Below are 14671 nucleotides of genomic sequence, written 5' to 3' on the forward strand. Positions count from 1 at the left end.
TTACTGGAAGTTACGTCAACCTGGAGGGGTCATGGAGCGGACGTCGGCCGGATTCCCGCGGGAGGCGGTCGCCGACCGCCTGCTCACCGCCTCGGTGCGGACCAGCTACGACCCCCTCGTCGACCTCGACTGGTCGGCGCCGCCGGTGCCCGGGGCCTACTGGCTGCCGCCACGGCGCAGCAGCCTCTACGGCACCCCGCTGTGGGACGACATGACCGAGGAGCAGCGCGTCGAGCTGACCAAGCACGAGGTGGCCAGCGCCGCCAGCGCCGGGCTGTGGTTCGAGACGATCCTCATGCAGATGCTGATCCGGCACTACTACGACGCCGATCCGACCAGCCGGCACGCCCAGTACGCGCTCACCGAGGTCGCCGACGAGTGCCGGCACTCCATCATGTTCGGTCGGCTCATCGAGGCGATCGGCACCCCGGTCTACCGGGCCGCCCCGGTCGACCACCTGCTCGGCCGCTGGCTCAAGGCCACCGCGACCGGTCCGCAGATGTACGCCGCCATCCTCATCGCCGAGGAGATCCTCGACTCGTTCCAGCGGGAGATCATGGCCGACGAGTCGTTGCAGCCGTTGATCCGGATGGTCTCCCGCATCCACGTGGTGGAGGAGGCCCGGCACGTGCGCTTCGCCCGCGACGAGCTGGGCCGCCAGGTGGAGGCGGCCGGCCCGGCGGCGCTCGGCTACGCGCGCCTGGTGATCGGCCGGGCGGCGTACTCGATCACCCGGCGCCTGGTGAACCCGCGGGCGTACGCGGCGGTCGGCATCGCGCCGGCGGTCGGCCTGGCCGCGGCCCGCGCGAACCCGCACTGGCAGGCCACCCTGCGGTGGTCCGCCCAGCGGATCGCCGAGCACCTCACCGAGCTGGGGCTGATCGCCGGCCCGGGACGGCTGCTGTGGCGCCGGTGCGGGCTGATCGAGGGCTGACCGGCGGCGGCCCGAAGGGGATGGACCGCCGCCGGCCGCCCGGTCAGGAGGTGGGGAAGCTGTCGGGCGTGCGGATCCGGTTACGCATGAACGCGCCGGACTCGGTGAGCACCGAGGTGCCGGCGAAGGTGCCCGCCGCGCAGGTGCCCGGCCGCAGCGCCGCGCTGCCCTCGGGCGCGTCCGAGTACGTCCAGTTGGCGTAGCTGATCTTCAACCGGTCCAGCAGGTCCAGCCAGGCGTTGCTGCTGGCCGTGTCCACCGCGCCGTCACCGGTGTAGGTGACCGTGCCGAACTCGGTGACGAACAGCGGCAGCCGGGCGGCGGCCCGCTCGACCTCGTTGCGGTAGTTGTCCCGGTGCGAGGCGGCGTAGAAGTGGAACGTGTACATGATGTTCTGTGCCCGCACCGGATTGTTGACGATCTCGTCGGAGTCGCCGCCCTCGGAGACGCCCAGCGAGGACCAGCCCCGGGTGCCGACGATGACCACGGCGTCCGGGTCGTTGGCTCGGATCACCGGGATGACCTGCTCGGCGTAGGTGCGGATGGTCGACCAGCTCACGCCGTTCGGCTCGTTGGTGATCTCGTAGATCACGTTCTTCTTGGCCGCGTTGCGTGCCGACACGGTGGCGAAGAAGGTCTTCGCCCGCTCCAGGTTGTACATCGGGTCGCCGGGGGTCAGCGTGTGGAAGTCGACCAACGCGTACATGCCCCGCGCCTCGGCCTTGTCCACCAGCGAGTTGACCTGGGCGGTGAACCCGGACGGGTTGGTCTCGTAGCCCTGCTCCTGCACGTACATCGAGATGCGCAGCAGGTCGGCCTGCCAGTCGTTCGCCAGCGCGTCGAGCGAGGCGTCGGGGTAGCAGTTGGCGAACCACTGCAACCCGTGCGTGCTCATGCCGCGCAACTGGATCGGCCGGCCGTACTGGTTGCAGAGGTTGACCCCGCAGACCCGGAGCTGACCGTTGATCGCGACCGGCGTGGTGCCGGTGGGCGGCGGGGTCGTCGGCGGCGCGGTGGTGGGCGGGGGAGTGGTCGGGGGCGGCGTGCTCGGCGGCGGTGTGCCGGTGCCGCCGGTGCAGGCCGTGCCGTTGAGCGTGAACGAGGTCGGGCTCGGGTTCGACCCGGTCCAGGACCCGTTGAAGCCGACGGTCGTGCTGGCCCCGGTGCCGAGCGCGCCGTTGTAGTCCAGGCTGCGCCCGGTGACGACGGATCCGCTCTGTTGCCAGGTGGCCGACCAGCCCTGCACCACGCGCTGGCCGCCGTCCGGGAAGGTGAAGCCCAGGGTCCAGCCGTTCACCGGGTCACCGAGGTTCTTGACCGTCACGGTGGCGGTGAAGCCGCCCTGCCAGGAGTTGGTGGTGTAGGTGACGGCGCAACCGGTCGCCGCCATCGCGTTCGTCGACGGCAGGACGGCGGTCGCCGCCAGGGCGAGCGCGCCGACGGCGGCGCCGACGAACAGGTGCCGCCGGGACGGCCGGGGGATGGAGAACATGCGGGAAGGTCCCATCTGGTGGGTGGTGATCGGAGGATGCCCGACGTGAACCTGCCCGGAAGGTCGACGCGGTGCCCGGGGGAGCGCTCCCACGCAGAGGGTAGAGGCGGATGCCGATGCGTGCAACCGCCCGAGGCGTCGCGGCGGGGTCAGCGCCGGGCGCGCCGGCCGCCGTAGAGCCGCAGCGCGTTGCAGACGTCGAACACGCCCGGCACGTCCCAGGCCAGCTCGGCGGCGACGCGACGGGTCTCCGGGTCGGCGACCATTCCGGCGAGGATGACCACCCGGTTCTGCACGGTGACCGTGATCTGCTGGCGCCGGGTGGTCCAGTCGGTGCTCAGGCGCTGCGCGACCAGCGACGCGAGCGCCACGTCCGCGCCGTCGGGCTCGGGCCCGCCGCCGGTGAACGGAAAGTCCGGGTACGGCCAGGGCATCATCACGGGGAGGGCTCCTTCTGCTCGGTCAGGACCGGGGGGCGGGCGCGACGCCCGACGCCGCGGCGCGGTCGTCGACGACGGCGAAGACGCCGTCGAGCCGCATGGTGTGCAACACGGTGAGCACGAACCGGGACGGCGCCACCAGGCACAACCGTCGACCGTCCCGCCGGGCCTCCTGGTGCGCCCGGACCAGCAGACCCAGCCCGGCGGAGTCGATCACCTCCAGCCCGGCGAGGTCGACCAGCTCCCGGTCGGCCCGGATCAACCGGTCGGCCAGCGCCCGACGTACCGCCTCGGCGGCGTCGGCGTCGGGGGTGGGCCGCGGCCCGGCGACCGCCTCCACGTCGTCGAGGCCCAGGCCGTCGTCGGCGACCGCCGCCCGGGCGCTGCACCGGGGGCAGTGGTGCGGCCCGGAGGCGAAGGGGGAGCCGACCCAGTCGTGCTCGAAGACGAGCGTCCACACGACCTCGGCGTCGGGCAGCGTGGCACCCGTGCCGGTGACGCTGTCACCACAGCCGTCGCAGATGAGCATCATCAGGTGTTCCGCCGGTACGACCGTCACACCTCCTCCTTCCGCCGGGCGGCCGGGTCGGGCGACGCCTGCCGGCCGGCGGCGACCACCGCCAGCACGACCGCCACGGCGGCGAACCCGGTCTGCACCACCAGGGGCAGCAGCGGGGAGCCTCCGGGACGCCGGTCGACCAGCCCGACCACGATCGCGCCGAGCAGCGCCGCTGCCACGCCGAGCGCGAGGGTCAACCAGACCGGGACGGCCTTGCGCCCGGGTAGGACGAGTCGTCCCACCGCACCGACGGCGAGGCCCACGACGAGCGCTCCGACGAGCGTGCTGCCGGTCACCACTCCTCCTCAGCGCCGCGCGGACGGGACCCGGGCGCGGCCGCGGGCGGCCGGGCGGGGCGTGTCGACGACGGGCACGGACGCGCCCAGGCCGGCGGTGGCCAGGATCCGCCGGATCCGGGGGTGCGGATTGCCCAGGGCCAGGACCGCGTCCCGGCGGGCCAGGCGGCGGTGCACGTCCAGCAGCAGCGCGATCGCGGCGGCGTCCACGTGCCGGCACTGCGCGAGGTCGATCGTCACCTTCCGGGGTCGTAGCGCCAGCACGCGGTCCAGCACGTGCGCGACCTCGGACAGCCCGGCGAGGTCCAGCTCGTCGGTGATCTCCACCCGGACGTGCGGCACGGTGGACTCCGGCGGGGCGGACGGCAGGGTGCTGGTCATCAGGTCGCTTCCGTGACGGGGTTCCGGTTCGGCTCCCACTCTGGTCAGCGACCTTGGAGGTCACCGGACGGTTGTATGACGGTTCGGTGACAAAAACCCTGAACGGCCGACGCGATTGGGCGACCCGTGGCGAGCCGGTCATGATGCCCATATGACGGCCGTACTGGTGATCGAGGACGACGACCGCATCCGGCTCGCGCTGCAGCTCGCCCTGGAGGAGGAGGGCTACGAGGCCTACGGCGCGGCGACCGCCGAGGACGGGCTGCGGCGGCAGCGGGAGAACCCGGCCGACTACGTGCTGATGGACCTGATGCTGCCCGGCATGGACGGTTTCACCGGTATCCGGCAGCTACGTCGCGACGACGACGTTCCGGTCGTGGTGATCAGCGCCCGCGACGACACCCACGACATCGTCGCCGCACTGGAGGCCGGCGCGGACGACTACGTGGTCAAGCCGGTCGCGATCAAGGAGCTCTCGGCCCGGCTGCGGGCCCTGCGCCGCCGGGTCCGAACCGTGGCCGGCCCCGCGCCCGCGCAGTTCTTCGGCGACCTGGAGATCAGCGCCGAGGCCGGCGAGGTGCGACGCGCCGGCCGGCCGGTGCCGGTGACCCGGACCGAGTTCCGGCTCCTCTGCGAGCTGGCCGACCACGCCGGCAAGGTGTTGTCCCGCCAACAGCTGCTCAGCCGCGTCTGGGGCTACGAGACCGGTGACGAGCGGTTGGTCGACGTGCACGTCGGCCGGCTCCGGCAGAAGATCGAGCTGGATCCGGCCAACCCCCGCCACCTGGTGACCCTGCGGGGTCTCGGCTACAAGCTCCAGCGATGAGCCGTCCCGGACTGCGTACCCGGGTGACCGCCGCGTTCGCCGTGGGCGCCCTGCTGCTGGCCGCGTCGATGGCCCTCTTCTCCTACGACCTGACCCGCCGTTCGCTGCTCGACGAGCGGGAGCGCACCGCCGTCCGCGCCGCCTACTACGACGCCGCGGTGGTCCGGTCCGGCCTCGACACCGGCACCCCGGACGTGGTGGCCGTGCTGCGCTCGCTGGACACCGGCAGCGCCCGACGCCCGCTGCTGCACCTGCGTGACGGCTGGTACGCCCGCACCGCGGACGTGGGCGCCAGCTCGGTGCCGGTCGAACTGCAACGGGTGGTCGCCGAGGGTCGGCCCGCGGTGCAGCGGATCCGCCTGGACGGGCAACCGACGCTGCTCGTCGGGGTGCCGCTCCCCGGTGAGCTGGGTTACTACGAGTTGACCTCGCTGCGCGAGGTGGAGGACACGTTCCAGGTGGTCGGGCTGGCGCTGACCGCGGTCGCGATCATGATCGCGGGAGCCGGCGCGGCGCTGGGCTGGTACGCCACCCGGCACAGCCTCCGGCCGCTCACCGCGGTGGCCGACGCGGCCGAGCGGATCGCCGGCGGCGACTTCGCCACCCGGCTCGACCCGACCACCGACCCGGACCTGACCCGCCTGTCCAGCTCGTTCAACGAGATGGTCGACAAGCTGGTCCGGCGGATCGACCGGGACCGGCGCTTCGCCGCGGACGTCAGCCACGAGCTGCGCTCGCCGCTGCAGACGCTGGCCGCCGCCGCGAGCGTCCTGACCCGCCGCCGGGACCACCAGGACGAGCGCACCGCCACCGCGGCTGGCCTGGTGGCGGACGAGGTGGCCCGATTCCAGCGCCTGGTGGACGACCTGATCCAGCTGGCCCGCACCGAGCAGCCGGCGCACCGGGAGACCGTCGACGTGGTCGACCTCGCGCGGTCCGCCTGCCGCGAGCGGTCGTTGCCGGAGAACCTGGTGGAGGTGTCGGCCGGCGCGCCGCACCGGTGGTGGGTCGACCGTCGCCGCTTCGCCCAGGTGCTGCTGAACCTGCTGGAGAACGCCGAACGGTACGGCGGCGGCCCGGTCGCGGTCCGGCTCGGCGCGCAGGACGGCGTCGGCGTCCTGGAGGTCGACGACGACGGTCCGGGCGTGCCGGTGACGGACCGGGAGATCATCTTCGACCGCTTCGTCCGGGGTCGGGCGGCACACGCCCGGGCCGACACCGACGGGACCGGTCTCGGCCTCGCCCTGGTGGCCCAGCACGCGGCGGCGCACGGCGGAACGGCGGTCGTGCTGGACCGGGGTTCCGGCGCCCGGTTCCGGGTCGAGCTGCCCGGAGCGGTCCGATGAGGCGCCGGCTGATCCCCACGTTGCTCGCGGCAGCGCTGCTCGCCGGGTGCGGCGTGCCGGTCGACGACGAGCCCCGGCTGGTGCAGCCGCCGCCCGGCCGGTTCCCGACCCCGGCCGGCACCACGACCGCCGACCCGGAGGGTCGGGTCGACGAGCCGTTCTGCTTCGTCCGGGAGGACGGCCTGGCGGTGATCACCCGTCCGGCGGACCGTCTGCCCGGCGTGGACGCCCACCTCCAGCACCTGCTGGCCGGGCCGGACCGCTGGGAGCGCGGTCGCGGGTTGGCCACCGCGTTGCCGGGCACGGTGGCGGTCGCGGGGGCCACCCTGGCCGGCAGCGTCGCAACGGTCGACGTGCGCCAGGCCGGCGAGGAGACCGGGCGCAGCGACGAGGTGCTCGCCTTCGGGCAGATCGTGTGCAGCCTCACCCAACGGCCGGACGTGGACAGCGTGGCGTTCCGCCGGGACGGGCAGCCGCTGGAGGTGCCCCGGGCCGACGGGAGCGTCTCGGCGCTCCCGCTCACCGCCGCCGACTACCGGCCGCTGCTACCCCGCTGACCGGATCCCATGCGTTTTTGTCCGATATAGCCGTAAATCTCCATCGTCCGTTCGGTTGATTTGGCGGTGACCTTTGGTCTAGTGTGGCTGGCACGACCGGTGTGGGAGGCCACCCGTTCTCCGAGGACAGGAAGGGCAGCATGACCACGATGACCATGGCACCGTCCGCCACCGAGGTGCACCGCGCGCCGCAGACCGGTGAGGAGTCCCGCGCCAGCGAGCTGATCGGGGCGCTCGCCGCCCTGCCCGCGGACCACCCGCAGCGGGCGAGCCTGCGCAATCAGGTCATCGAGGCGTGGCTGCCGCTGGCCAACCACCTGGCCGCCCGCTACAGCGGTCGCGGCGAGCCGGCCGGCGACCTGGCCCAGACCGCGGCGCTCGGCCTGATCAAGGCGGTCGACCGGTTCGACGCCTCCCGCGGGGTCGACTTCGCCGGCTTCGCCATCCCGACCATCCTCGGCGAGATCAAGCGGCACTTCCGCGACCGCACCTGGAACATCCGGGTCCCGCGTCGCCTCCAGGAGCTGCGGCTGCGCATCTCCGAGGCGAACAGCACGCTGACCCAGACCCTCAACCGGGCCCCGACCGTGGCCGACATCGCCACCCACCTCGACGTCACCGAGGAAGAGGTTCTGGAGGGCCTGGAGGGTGCCCGCGCCTACAACGCGGTCTCGCTCTCCACCCCGATCGGCGACGGCGACAGCGCCACCGAGCTGGGCGACACGCTCGGCACCGAGGACAACGAGTACGAGCTGGCCGAGCTGCGCGCCTCGCTGGGGCCGGCGCTGGCCACGCTCGACGAGCGCGAGCAGAAGATCCTCACGCTGCGCTTCTACGGCAACCTGACCCAGAGCGAGATCGCCGCCCGGGTCGGCGTGTCCCAGATGCACGTGTCGCGGCTGCTCGCCCGCGCCCTGACCAAGCTGCGGGGTCAGCTCACCGAGGCCTGATCCACCCCGTTTCCCCGTCCGCGACCGCCACCGGTGTCCTCGACCGGTGGCGGTCGCGTCGTTCTGACCACCCGCAGGGTGCCGTCGTGGACCGCCCCCGTCACCAGGTGGACGGTGGGGGCGGCGGCACCACCGGCGGCCGGTCGTCGCAGGTGACGGTGTTCGGCAGCAGCCACGGGGCCAGCCACCCGCCGTCGTTGCCGCCGAGGTCGGTGAGGCCGAACTCGGATCCGGCCGGGGTGAAGTGGAACGAGCCGCAGTTGTTCACCCCGACCGCGCCCACGTTGCGCGCGTCGACATCGCTGAAGCTGGCACTCCCGGCGGTCCGGGCGCTCACCACCGAGGTGCCGGTGCCGTCGACCCGGATGTCGCGGAACCGCACGTTGTCGATCCGGACGCTGTCCTTCACCGGCCAGTCGCTGACCAGCATGATCGCGTTGTAGGTGTTGTCCAGGTAGGCGTCGCCGGTGACCTGGATGTCGGCGTCGATGCTGCGGTCCAGCGCGTAGAACCAGATCGCGCCGAGGCCGATGTTCCAGTTGAGGTCGTACGTGCCGGCCCGGACCGTGGTGTTGCCGGTGATCCGGATCCGGCCGGCGAACGGCTCGGCTCCGAAGCGGGAGCCGATCTGGATGGCGCTGCCCTCGCGGACCGGGTCGGCGATCAGGTTGTGGGCGACGGTCAGGTCGGCGCCGCCGTAGAGCGCGATCCCGTTGGCGAGCACCGGCGACTGCACGGTGTTGTACGCGAACGTGTTGGACGCGTTCGCGGTCCCCTCCGACCACATGGCCAGGGCGTCGTCGCCACTGTTGCGGACCACCGAGTCGGTGACCGAGGAGTGGGTGACGCCGGTGTGGAAGTTCAGCCCGTCGGCGATCTGGTCGGCGATCACGGTGTCGGTGACCCGCAGCTCGGTCATCGGCCCGTCGAACCACATGCCGACCTTGGTGTGGTGCAGGTAGAGGCCGTCGACGGTGCTGTGGTTGAGCGCGCCACCGATCGCGTTGACCTGGTCGGTGTCTATGCGCTCGCGGACGTCGCCCTCGATCGCGAAACCGGAGAGGTGGACGTGGCGACTGCCGCCGTCGGCGGCGGCGCGCCCGTAGAAGCCGACGCCGGTGTGCCGGGACCCGTCCGGCGCCGGGGTGTCGAGCGCGACCTCGCGTCCCTTCACGACGGTGTACCAGCTGCCGGCGCCCACGATGGTCACGTCGTCGACGATCACGTGCCGGTTGACCTGGAAGATGCCCGGTGGCAGGTACAGCGGGCGGTCCACCCGGCGGGCGTACGCCACGGCCCGGTCGAACGCGCCGGCGGACTCACGCCGCCCGGTCGGGTCGGCGCCGAAGGCGAGCACGTTCACCGCGCGGGGAACCACCCGGGGCGGGGCGACCAGGTGCGCGTCCAGCAGGTCGATCACGGTCCAGGTGGCGGCCGTGCCGGTCGGCGCGGTCAGCCGGACCACCTCGCCGGCCCGGTGGGTCCGCCCCAGCAGCATCCGCTGCTCGTCGTAGAAGTGGTGCGGCCGGAACGGCTTGGCGACGACCGGGGCCGGTGTGGTGGCCGCCGGCACGCACGCGCACTCGGTGATCCACCAGTCCGGGTGCAGCAGGTCCGCGTCGGGGTCGTTGGTGAACGGGTACTGGTTGTAGAGCCAGGCGTACTGCGAGGTGAGCGTCATGGTGCGCGCGGGCGCCCGGCCGACGGCGACCCGCAGCGGCGCGGTGATGCCGCCGCCGCGCGGCGCGTCGGGGATGCTGTAGCGCACGGTCAGCGCGTTGGTGGCCCGGGGGAGCGTGAACTCGACGTACTGGCCGGGGAGCAGGCGGACGGCCCGGCGGCCGGACGCCTCGCCGGCCAGGGTGTAGGCGGACCGGTCGGGGCCGATGACGGTGCCGGTGGTGCGGGCGTTCTCGGCCTCCTGCTCGACGTAGTCGACGGCGGCGCCGCGCCCGGCCACCAGTGCCGGGTCGAGGGCGGCCCGGGTGACCGCCGGCGCCGGGCCGGGGGGCGCGGTCGCCGCGGCGGCGGAGCCGGGCGGCACGACCAGGGCGGCGGCGGTGACCGCCGCCGCGAGGATCCTCGGCACGTACGGGCGGCGGCCCGTGGTGCCTTGCACGCTCCGTTGCATCGGAGCACCCACTTTCGCGAGGAGGGGACGGTGGTGGCCTCGGCGCGGGTGAGAGGTGCCCGCCGACAAGGTGCCTCATGTTATTCCTGCCCCCTGCTCTCTTTCAAGCATTGTCATGTTCGAATCTTTCGCTCGTGCTGCGCGTTGGGGCGTCAAGAATCGGGCGGTCCGGCTGTTCATTTCTTGCAAGAACCCGACGTAGGATTGCCGCCGTGACGAAACGCTTGACGGAGGTGGCCCGCAAGGCGGGTGTCAGCGAGGCGACCGTGAGTCGTGTGCTCAACGGCCGCGGCGGCGTGTCCGAGGCGACCCGGACGGCCGTGCTGACCGCCCTCGACGTGCTCGGCTACGAACGCCCGACCAAGTTGCGCGGGGAGCGCGCCCGGCTGGTCGGTCTGGTGCTGCCCGAGCTGCAGAACCCGATCTTCCCGGCCCTGGCCGAGGTGGTCACCGGCTCGCTGGCCCAACGCGGCTTCACCCCGGCGCTCTGCGCCCGCACCATCGGCGGCGTGCCCGAGTCCGGCTACGTGGAGATGCTGCTGGACCACCAGGTCAGCGGCGTCATCTTCGCCGGCGGCTCGTACGCGCTCGCGGACGCCTCGCACGAGCACTACCGGCGCCTGACCGATCGCGGGCTGCCCGTGGTGCTGGTCAACGCCGGCGTCGAGGAGCTGGGCTTCCCCCGGGTGTCCACCGACGACGCGGTCGCCGTCGAGCAGGCGTACGGGCACCTGCGCTCCCTCGGCCACGAGCGGATCGGGATCGTGCTCGGCCCGGGCGACCACGTGCCCTCGCGCCGCAAGCTCGACGCCATGGTCCGCGCCGCCGGCTGGGGCGAGGACCGGTCCCTCGTGGAGCGGTCCAGCTTCTCCATGGAGGGCGCGCGGGTCGCCGCCACGAAGCTGATCGAGCGCGGCGCCACCGGCATCGTCTGTGCCAGCGACGTGCTGGCGCTGGGCACCATCCGGGCCGCCCGGCGGCTCGGCTGCGCGGTGCCGGCCGACGTCTCGGTGGTCGGCTTCGACGACTCCGCGTTCATGACCTGCACCGACCCGCCGCTGACCACGGTGCGCCAGCCGATCGAGACGATGGGTCAAGCCGCCGTCGACCTGCTGGTCACCCAGATCGAGGGGGCCGGCGTGCTGCACGACGAGCTGCTCTTCGAGCCCGAGCTGGTGGTCCGCGGCTCCACCGCCCCCGCTCCCCGCACCTGACCCGACGCGCCACCCGGCCGCCGACCGCTACCCGCGGTCGGCGGCCTTTTTGTGCCCTCGGACGCCTCCGTCGTGATCAGCCGTTGCAAAGTCGTGTTCTTTCGTCTTCGAGTCGACACCTTGCTGTAAAGAGTCGGCGTCGCTACATTGACTCCACTTCCACCGGACCTCGGGGCGCGGCAGCCGCGCGGTCACCGCAGATCAGTGCAAACCATCGATACACCCGTTCCCGAAGGGATGGACACATGTCCGTACCGCAGTATCGGAAGGTCGCGGCGGTCGCCCTCGCGGCCGGCCTCGGGCTCAGCCTCGCGGCGTGCTCCACCAAGAGCGACGACTCCGGCGAGGCCGGCGGCAAGGTCACCATCACCGTCGACTGCCAGCCGGTCGGCGCGCAGAAGGAACTGCTGAAGAACTGGAACGACGACGTCGCCGAGTTCCAGCGGCAGAACCCGACCATCGTGGTCAAGAGCGTCAGCGTCGGCGAGCAGTGCAACAACCCGCCGGACTTCACCGCCCGCCTGGCCGGCGGCACCGTCACCGACGTGTTCTACGGCTACATGACCGACCTTCAGCAGGTGCTGGACTCCGGTCAGGCGATGGACATCACCGAGTACGCCACCAAGGACACCATCCCCACCTGGGACAGCGTGGACCCGGCGCTCAAGGAGGTCTTCACCGACGGCGGCAAGCTCTACGGCGTACCGGTGAAGAACTACTCGATGGGTCTGATCTACAACAAGGCGCTCTTCCAGCGGGCCGGCCTCGACGCGGCCAACCCGCCGAAGACGTGGTCCGAGGTGCGGGCCGCGGCCAAGAAGATCTCGGCGCTCGGCGGCGGCGTCGCCGGCTACTCCGAGTACAGCGCCGGCAACACCGGCGGCTGGCACTTCACCTCGCTGCTCTACTCGCAGGGCGGCCAGGTGCTCAGCGCCGACGGCAAGAAGGCCGACTTCAACAACCCGATGGGCAAGCAGGTCCTGCAGAACCTCAAGGACATGCGCTACGGCGACGACAGCATGGGCAGCCGCCAACTGCTCCAGTGGGGTGACCTGCTGACCAACGCCGGAGCCGGCAAGGTCGGCATGTTCATCGGCGCACCCGACGCCACCCAGGCGATCGTCAGCCAGTTCCAGGGCAAGTACCAGGACTGGGCGATGGGCCCGCTGCCCGGCCAGGACGGCCCGGCCAAGGCGACCCTCGGCGGCGGCGAGGGCTACTTCTTCAAGAAGGGCCTGACCCCGGAGCAGGTCAAGGCCGGTCTGAAGTGGATCGCCTACCAGAAGCTCACCCCCGGGAAGGGCCAGTTCGACTACGTCCGCGCCAAGCCGCAGAACTACCCGGTCGGCCTGCCCCAGCCGCTGCTGTTCACCAACGGCAGCGACGCGCAGAAGCAGGAACTCGACCTGCGCAAGGCCAACGCCAACGTCGACACCACCAACTTCACGGCCTTCGAGGCCAACCCGGTGCCGATCAAGGGTGAGCCGCGCAACGCGCAGGCCATCTACGCGGTGCTCGACGCGGCGATGTCCGGGGTGCTGACGAACCCGAACGCGAACATCGACGCCCTGCTCAAGACCGCCGAGGACAAGGTCAACCAGCTCCTGGCCGCCGGCAGCTGACCCGACCGGGTGGGGGTCGGCCCCGACCGGCCCCCACCCCTTACCGCAGGAGTCGCCTTGGCGCTCACCACCGCCCCGGGTGCCACCCGCCGCCCCGGCCGTCCCGCACCGACACCGCCGCGCGCCGCCGCGCGCCGGGCCGGTCTCGGCCGCAGGGTGCGGGACAACCTCACCGGGCACACGTTCCTGATCGGCGCGGTCGCCTGCTTCGCCGTCTTCTCCTGGTACCCGATGGTCCGCGGCGTCGTGATGAGCTTCCAGCGCACCCGCCGGGGCGAGACCACCTGGGTCGGCTGGGACAACTACACCCGGATCATGGCCGATCCGAGCTTCTGGACCGCCTGGAAGAACACGTTCGTCTTCACCGGCCTGGCGCTCGTGCTCGGCTACGCCGTGCCGTTCCTCGTGGCGATCCTGCTCAACGAGTTGCGCCACGCGAAGGGCTACCTGCGCGTGCTGGTCTACCTGCCGGTGATGCTGCCGCCGGCGTCCGCGCTGTTCCTGTTCAAGTTCTACGCGTACGACCCGAGTGAGGCGGGGCTGTTCAACGCGATCCTCACCGCGGTGGGCCTGCCCACGTCGGAGTGGATGCAGTCACCCACGATGACGATGCCCGCCATGGTGCTGGCGTCGACCTGGATGAACATGGGCGGCGCGGTGCTGATCTACCTGGCGGCGTTGCAGAACATCCCCGGCGAGCTGTACGAGGCGGCCGAGATCGACGGCGCCGGGGTGTGGCGCCGGATCCGCCACGTGACGATCCCGCAGACCCGGCTGATCCTCGCGCTGCTGGCGATGCTCCAGATCGTCGCCACCATGCAGCTGTTCATCGAACCGTTGATCCTCGCCAACGGCGCCGGCACGCAGGACTCCGCGACCTCGGTGGCCTACCTGATCTACCAGCACGGGTTCTTCCAGAACGACCTCAACGGCGCCGCCGCACTCGGCGTCATCATGCTGGTGGTGCTGGCCGGGTTCTCCGCCGTCTACGTGCGACTGACCGCGAGACAGGACTAGGACATGGCAGCCGACAGCACCACCCGGACCCTCATCTCCCCGGCCCAACTGCGGCGCGGTCGCGGCCGGGTCCTCTACTGGACCGTGCTCACCGTCGTCGTGGTGGCGTTCACCCTGGTCTTCCTCGGACCGCTCTACTGGATGGTCACCGGCGCGCTGAAGTCCGGCCAGGAGATCGCGCAGACCCCGCCGTCGCTGTTCCCGCGCGACCCCCAGCCGCAGAACTACGTCGACGCCTGGACGAACCTCGACCTGGCGAAACTGCTGTTCAACACGTTCTACTACGCCACCGGCGCGGTGCTGTTCCAGTTGGTGTTCGACACCGCCGCCGCGTACGCGCTGTCGAAGCTGCGCCCGGTGCTGGGCGGGCTGATCCTCGGCCTGATGCTGGCGACGCTGATGATCCCGGCGATGGTGCTCATCGTCCCGCAGTACGTGACCGTGATCGACCTGCCGATCGTGCACCTCAACCTGCTGGACTCGCCGTTCGCGATCTGGCTGCCGCTGGTCGCCAACGCGTTCAACATCTTTCTGCTCAAGCGGTTCTTCGACTCGATCCCCGAGGACCTGATGGCCGCCGCCGTGATGGACGGCGCCTCACCGCTGCGCACGCTCTGGTCGATCGTCCTGCCGATGTCCCGCCCGATCCTCGGCGTGGTGGCGATCTTCGCGGTGACCGCGGTGTGGAAGGACTTCCTCTGGCCGAAGCTGGTCATGCCGTCGCCGGAGACGCGGACCGTCAGCGTCGGCATCTACGCCTTCTCCGGCGGCACCCCGATGAACGTGGTGATCGCCGCCTCCGTCATCGCCGCGATCCCCACCGTCGTGCTGTTCCTGATCTTCCAACGGAACATCATGTCCGGCCTGACCACCGGCGGCCTCAAGGGCTGACGGGCGCACCGCCCG

Annotated in this window: 15 protein-coding genes; 9 read left to right on the forward strand and 6 right to left on the reverse strand. The window is 71.8% G+C overall.

The window, feature by feature from the left end; translation table 11 throughout:
- Positions 1-31: 31 nt before the first annotated feature.
- A complete protein-coding gene (locus O7600_RS02590) occupies positions 32-934 on the forward strand; it encodes a diiron oxygenase (protein ID WP_281592091.1) in 903 nt (300 codons plus the stop codon).
- Positions 935-977: 43 nt separating this feature from the next.
- On the opposite strand, the gene O7600_RS02595 is transcribed toward O7600_RS02590, so the two are convergent.
- The 5 genes from O7600_RS02595 to O7600_RS02615 form a co-directional block, all read right to left on the reverse strand.
- The gene (locus tag O7600_RS02595) at positions 978-2426 is read right to left on the reverse strand and encodes a cellulase family glycosylhydrolase (protein ID WP_281594056.1); all 1449 of its coding nucleotides are present in this window, start codon (positions 2424-2426) and stop codon (positions 978-980) included.
- Between the two features lie 149 nt (positions 2427-2575).
- Positions 2576-2866: a BON domain-containing protein gene (locus tag O7600_RS02600; RefSeq protein WP_091575089.1), complete on the reverse strand. Its 291-nt coding sequence runs from the start codon at positions 2864-2866 to the stop codon at positions 2576-2578.
- Positions 2867-2888: 22 nt separating this feature from the next.
- Positions 2889-3425: an STAS domain-containing protein gene (locus O7600_RS02605; RefSeq protein WP_281592092.1), complete on the reverse strand. Its 537-nt coding sequence runs from the start codon at positions 3423-3425 to the stop codon at positions 2889-2891.
- Entirely contained in the window at positions 3422-3721 is a 300-nt protein-coding gene (locus O7600_RS02610; protein WP_281592093.1) for a hypothetical protein, read from the reverse strand. The genes O7600_RS02605 and O7600_RS02610 overlap by 4 nt, the downstream gene beginning before the upstream one ends.
- 9 nt (positions 3722-3730) lie before the next feature.
- On the reverse strand, positions 3731-4102 hold the full coding sequence (locus O7600_RS02615; RefSeq protein WP_281592094.1) for an STAS domain-containing protein: 372 nt from the start codon (positions 4100-4102) through the stop codon (positions 3731-3733).
- Positions 4103-4253: 151 nt separating this feature from the next.
- On the opposite strand from O7600_RS02615, the gene O7600_RS02620 reads away from it, so the two are divergent.
- The 4 genes from O7600_RS02620 (at position 4254) to O7600_RS02635 (ending at position 7781) form a co-directional block, all read left to right on the forward strand.
- Complete coding sequence (locus O7600_RS02620; RefSeq protein ID WP_281592095.1) at positions 4254-4928, forward strand: response regulator transcription factor; 675 nt, start codon at positions 4254-4256, stop codon at positions 4926-4928.
- On the forward strand, positions 4925-6274 hold the full coding sequence (locus O7600_RS02625; protein ID WP_281592096.1) for a HAMP domain-containing sensor histidine kinase: 1350 nt from the start codon (positions 4925-4927) through the stop codon (positions 6272-6274). Before O7600_RS02620 ends, O7600_RS02625 begins: the two co-directional genes overlap by 4 nt.
- Positions 6271-6831: a GerMN domain-containing protein gene (locus tag O7600_RS02630; RefSeq protein WP_281592097.1), complete on the forward strand. Its 561-nt coding sequence runs from the start codon at positions 6271-6273 to the stop codon at positions 6829-6831. Before O7600_RS02625 ends, O7600_RS02630 begins: the two co-directional genes overlap by 4 nt.
- A 140-nt stretch (positions 6832-6971) precedes the next feature.
- Positions 6972-7781 (forward strand): SigB/SigF/SigG family RNA polymerase sigma factor, encoded by an 810-nt coding sequence (locus O7600_RS02635; protein ID WP_099161188.1) that lies wholly within the window; start codon positions 6972-6974, stop codon positions 7779-7781.
- 100 nt (positions 7782-7881) lie between these two features.
- Here the strand turns inward: O7600_RS02635 and O7600_RS02640 are convergent, their stop codons facing one another.
- Entirely contained in the window at positions 7882-9912 is a 2031-nt protein-coding gene (locus O7600_RS02640) for a glycosyl hydrolase family 28-related protein (RefSeq protein ID WP_281592098.1), read from the reverse strand.
- 212 nt (positions 9913-10124) lie between these two features.
- Here O7600_RS02640 and O7600_RS02645 point away from each other — a divergent pair, with 212 nt between their 5' ends.
- The 4 genes from O7600_RS02645 to O7600_RS02660 all read left to right on the forward strand — a co-directional run bounded on the left by O7600_RS02645 (position 10125) and on the right by O7600_RS02660 (position 14656).
- On the forward strand, positions 10125-11126 hold the full coding sequence (locus O7600_RS02645) for a LacI family DNA-binding transcriptional regulator (protein WP_099161186.1): 1002 nt from the start codon (positions 10125-10127) through the stop codon (positions 11124-11126).
- A 245-nt stretch (positions 11127-11371) separates the two neighbouring features.
- On the forward strand, positions 11372-12748 hold the full coding sequence (locus O7600_RS02650) for a sugar ABC transporter substrate-binding protein (protein ID WP_281592100.1): 1377 nt from the start codon (positions 11372-11374) through the stop codon (positions 12746-12748).
- A 57-nt stretch (positions 12749-12805) separates the two neighbouring features.
- Complete coding sequence (locus O7600_RS02655; RefSeq protein WP_281592101.1) at positions 12806-13765, forward strand: sugar ABC transporter permease; 960 nt, start codon at positions 12806-12808, stop codon at positions 13763-13765.
- 3 nt (positions 13766-13768) lie between these two features.
- Entirely contained in the window at positions 13769-14656 is an 888-nt protein-coding gene (locus O7600_RS02660) for a carbohydrate ABC transporter permease (protein WP_091575051.1), read from the forward strand.
- Positions 14657-14671: the final 15 nt, after the last annotated feature.

This window comes from Micromonospora sp. WMMA1998 (assembly GCF_027497375.1).
Classification (GTDB): Bacteria; Actinomycetota; Actinomycetes; order Mycobacteriales; family Micromonosporaceae; genus Micromonospora; species Micromonospora sediminicola.

Coding starts and splice junctions, on each gene's coding strand:
- O7600_RS02595 (WP_281594056.1), bottom strand. CDS start 2,426: ATGTTCTCCATCCCCCGGCCGTCCCGGCGGCACCTGTTCGTCGGCGCC.
- O7600_RS02660 (WP_091575051.1), top strand. CDS start 13,769: ATGGCAGCCGACAGCACCACCCGGACCCTCATCTCCCCGGCCCAACTG.
- O7600_RS02620 (WP_281592095.1), top strand. CDS start 4,254: ATGACGGCCGTACTGGTGATCGAGGACGACGACCGCATCCGGCTCGCG.
- O7600_RS02590 (WP_281592091.1), top strand. CDS start 32: ATGGAGCGGACGTCGGCCGGATTCCCGCGGGAGGCGGTCGCCGACCGC.
- O7600_RS02625 (WP_281592096.1), top strand. CDS start 4,925: ATGAGCCGTCCCGGACTGCGTACCCGGGTGACCGCCGCGTTCGCCGTG.
- O7600_RS02630 (WP_281592097.1), top strand. CDS start 6,271: ATGAGGCGCCGGCTGATCCCCACGTTGCTCGCGGCAGCGCTGCTCGCC.
- O7600_RS02635 (WP_099161188.1), top strand. CDS start 6,972: ATGACCACGATGACCATGGCACCGTCCGCCACCGAGGTGCACCGCGCG.
- O7600_RS02650 (WP_281592100.1), top strand. CDS start 11,372: ATGTCCGTACCGCAGTATCGGAAGGTCGCGGCGGTCGCCCTCGCGGCC.
- O7600_RS02640 (WP_281592098.1), bottom strand. CDS start 9,912: ATGCAACGGAGCGTGCAAGGCACCACGGGCCGCCGCCCGTACGTGCCG.
- O7600_RS02615 (WP_281592094.1), bottom strand. CDS start 4,102: ATGACCAGCACCCTGCCGTCCGCCCCGCCGGAGTCCACCGTGCCGCAC.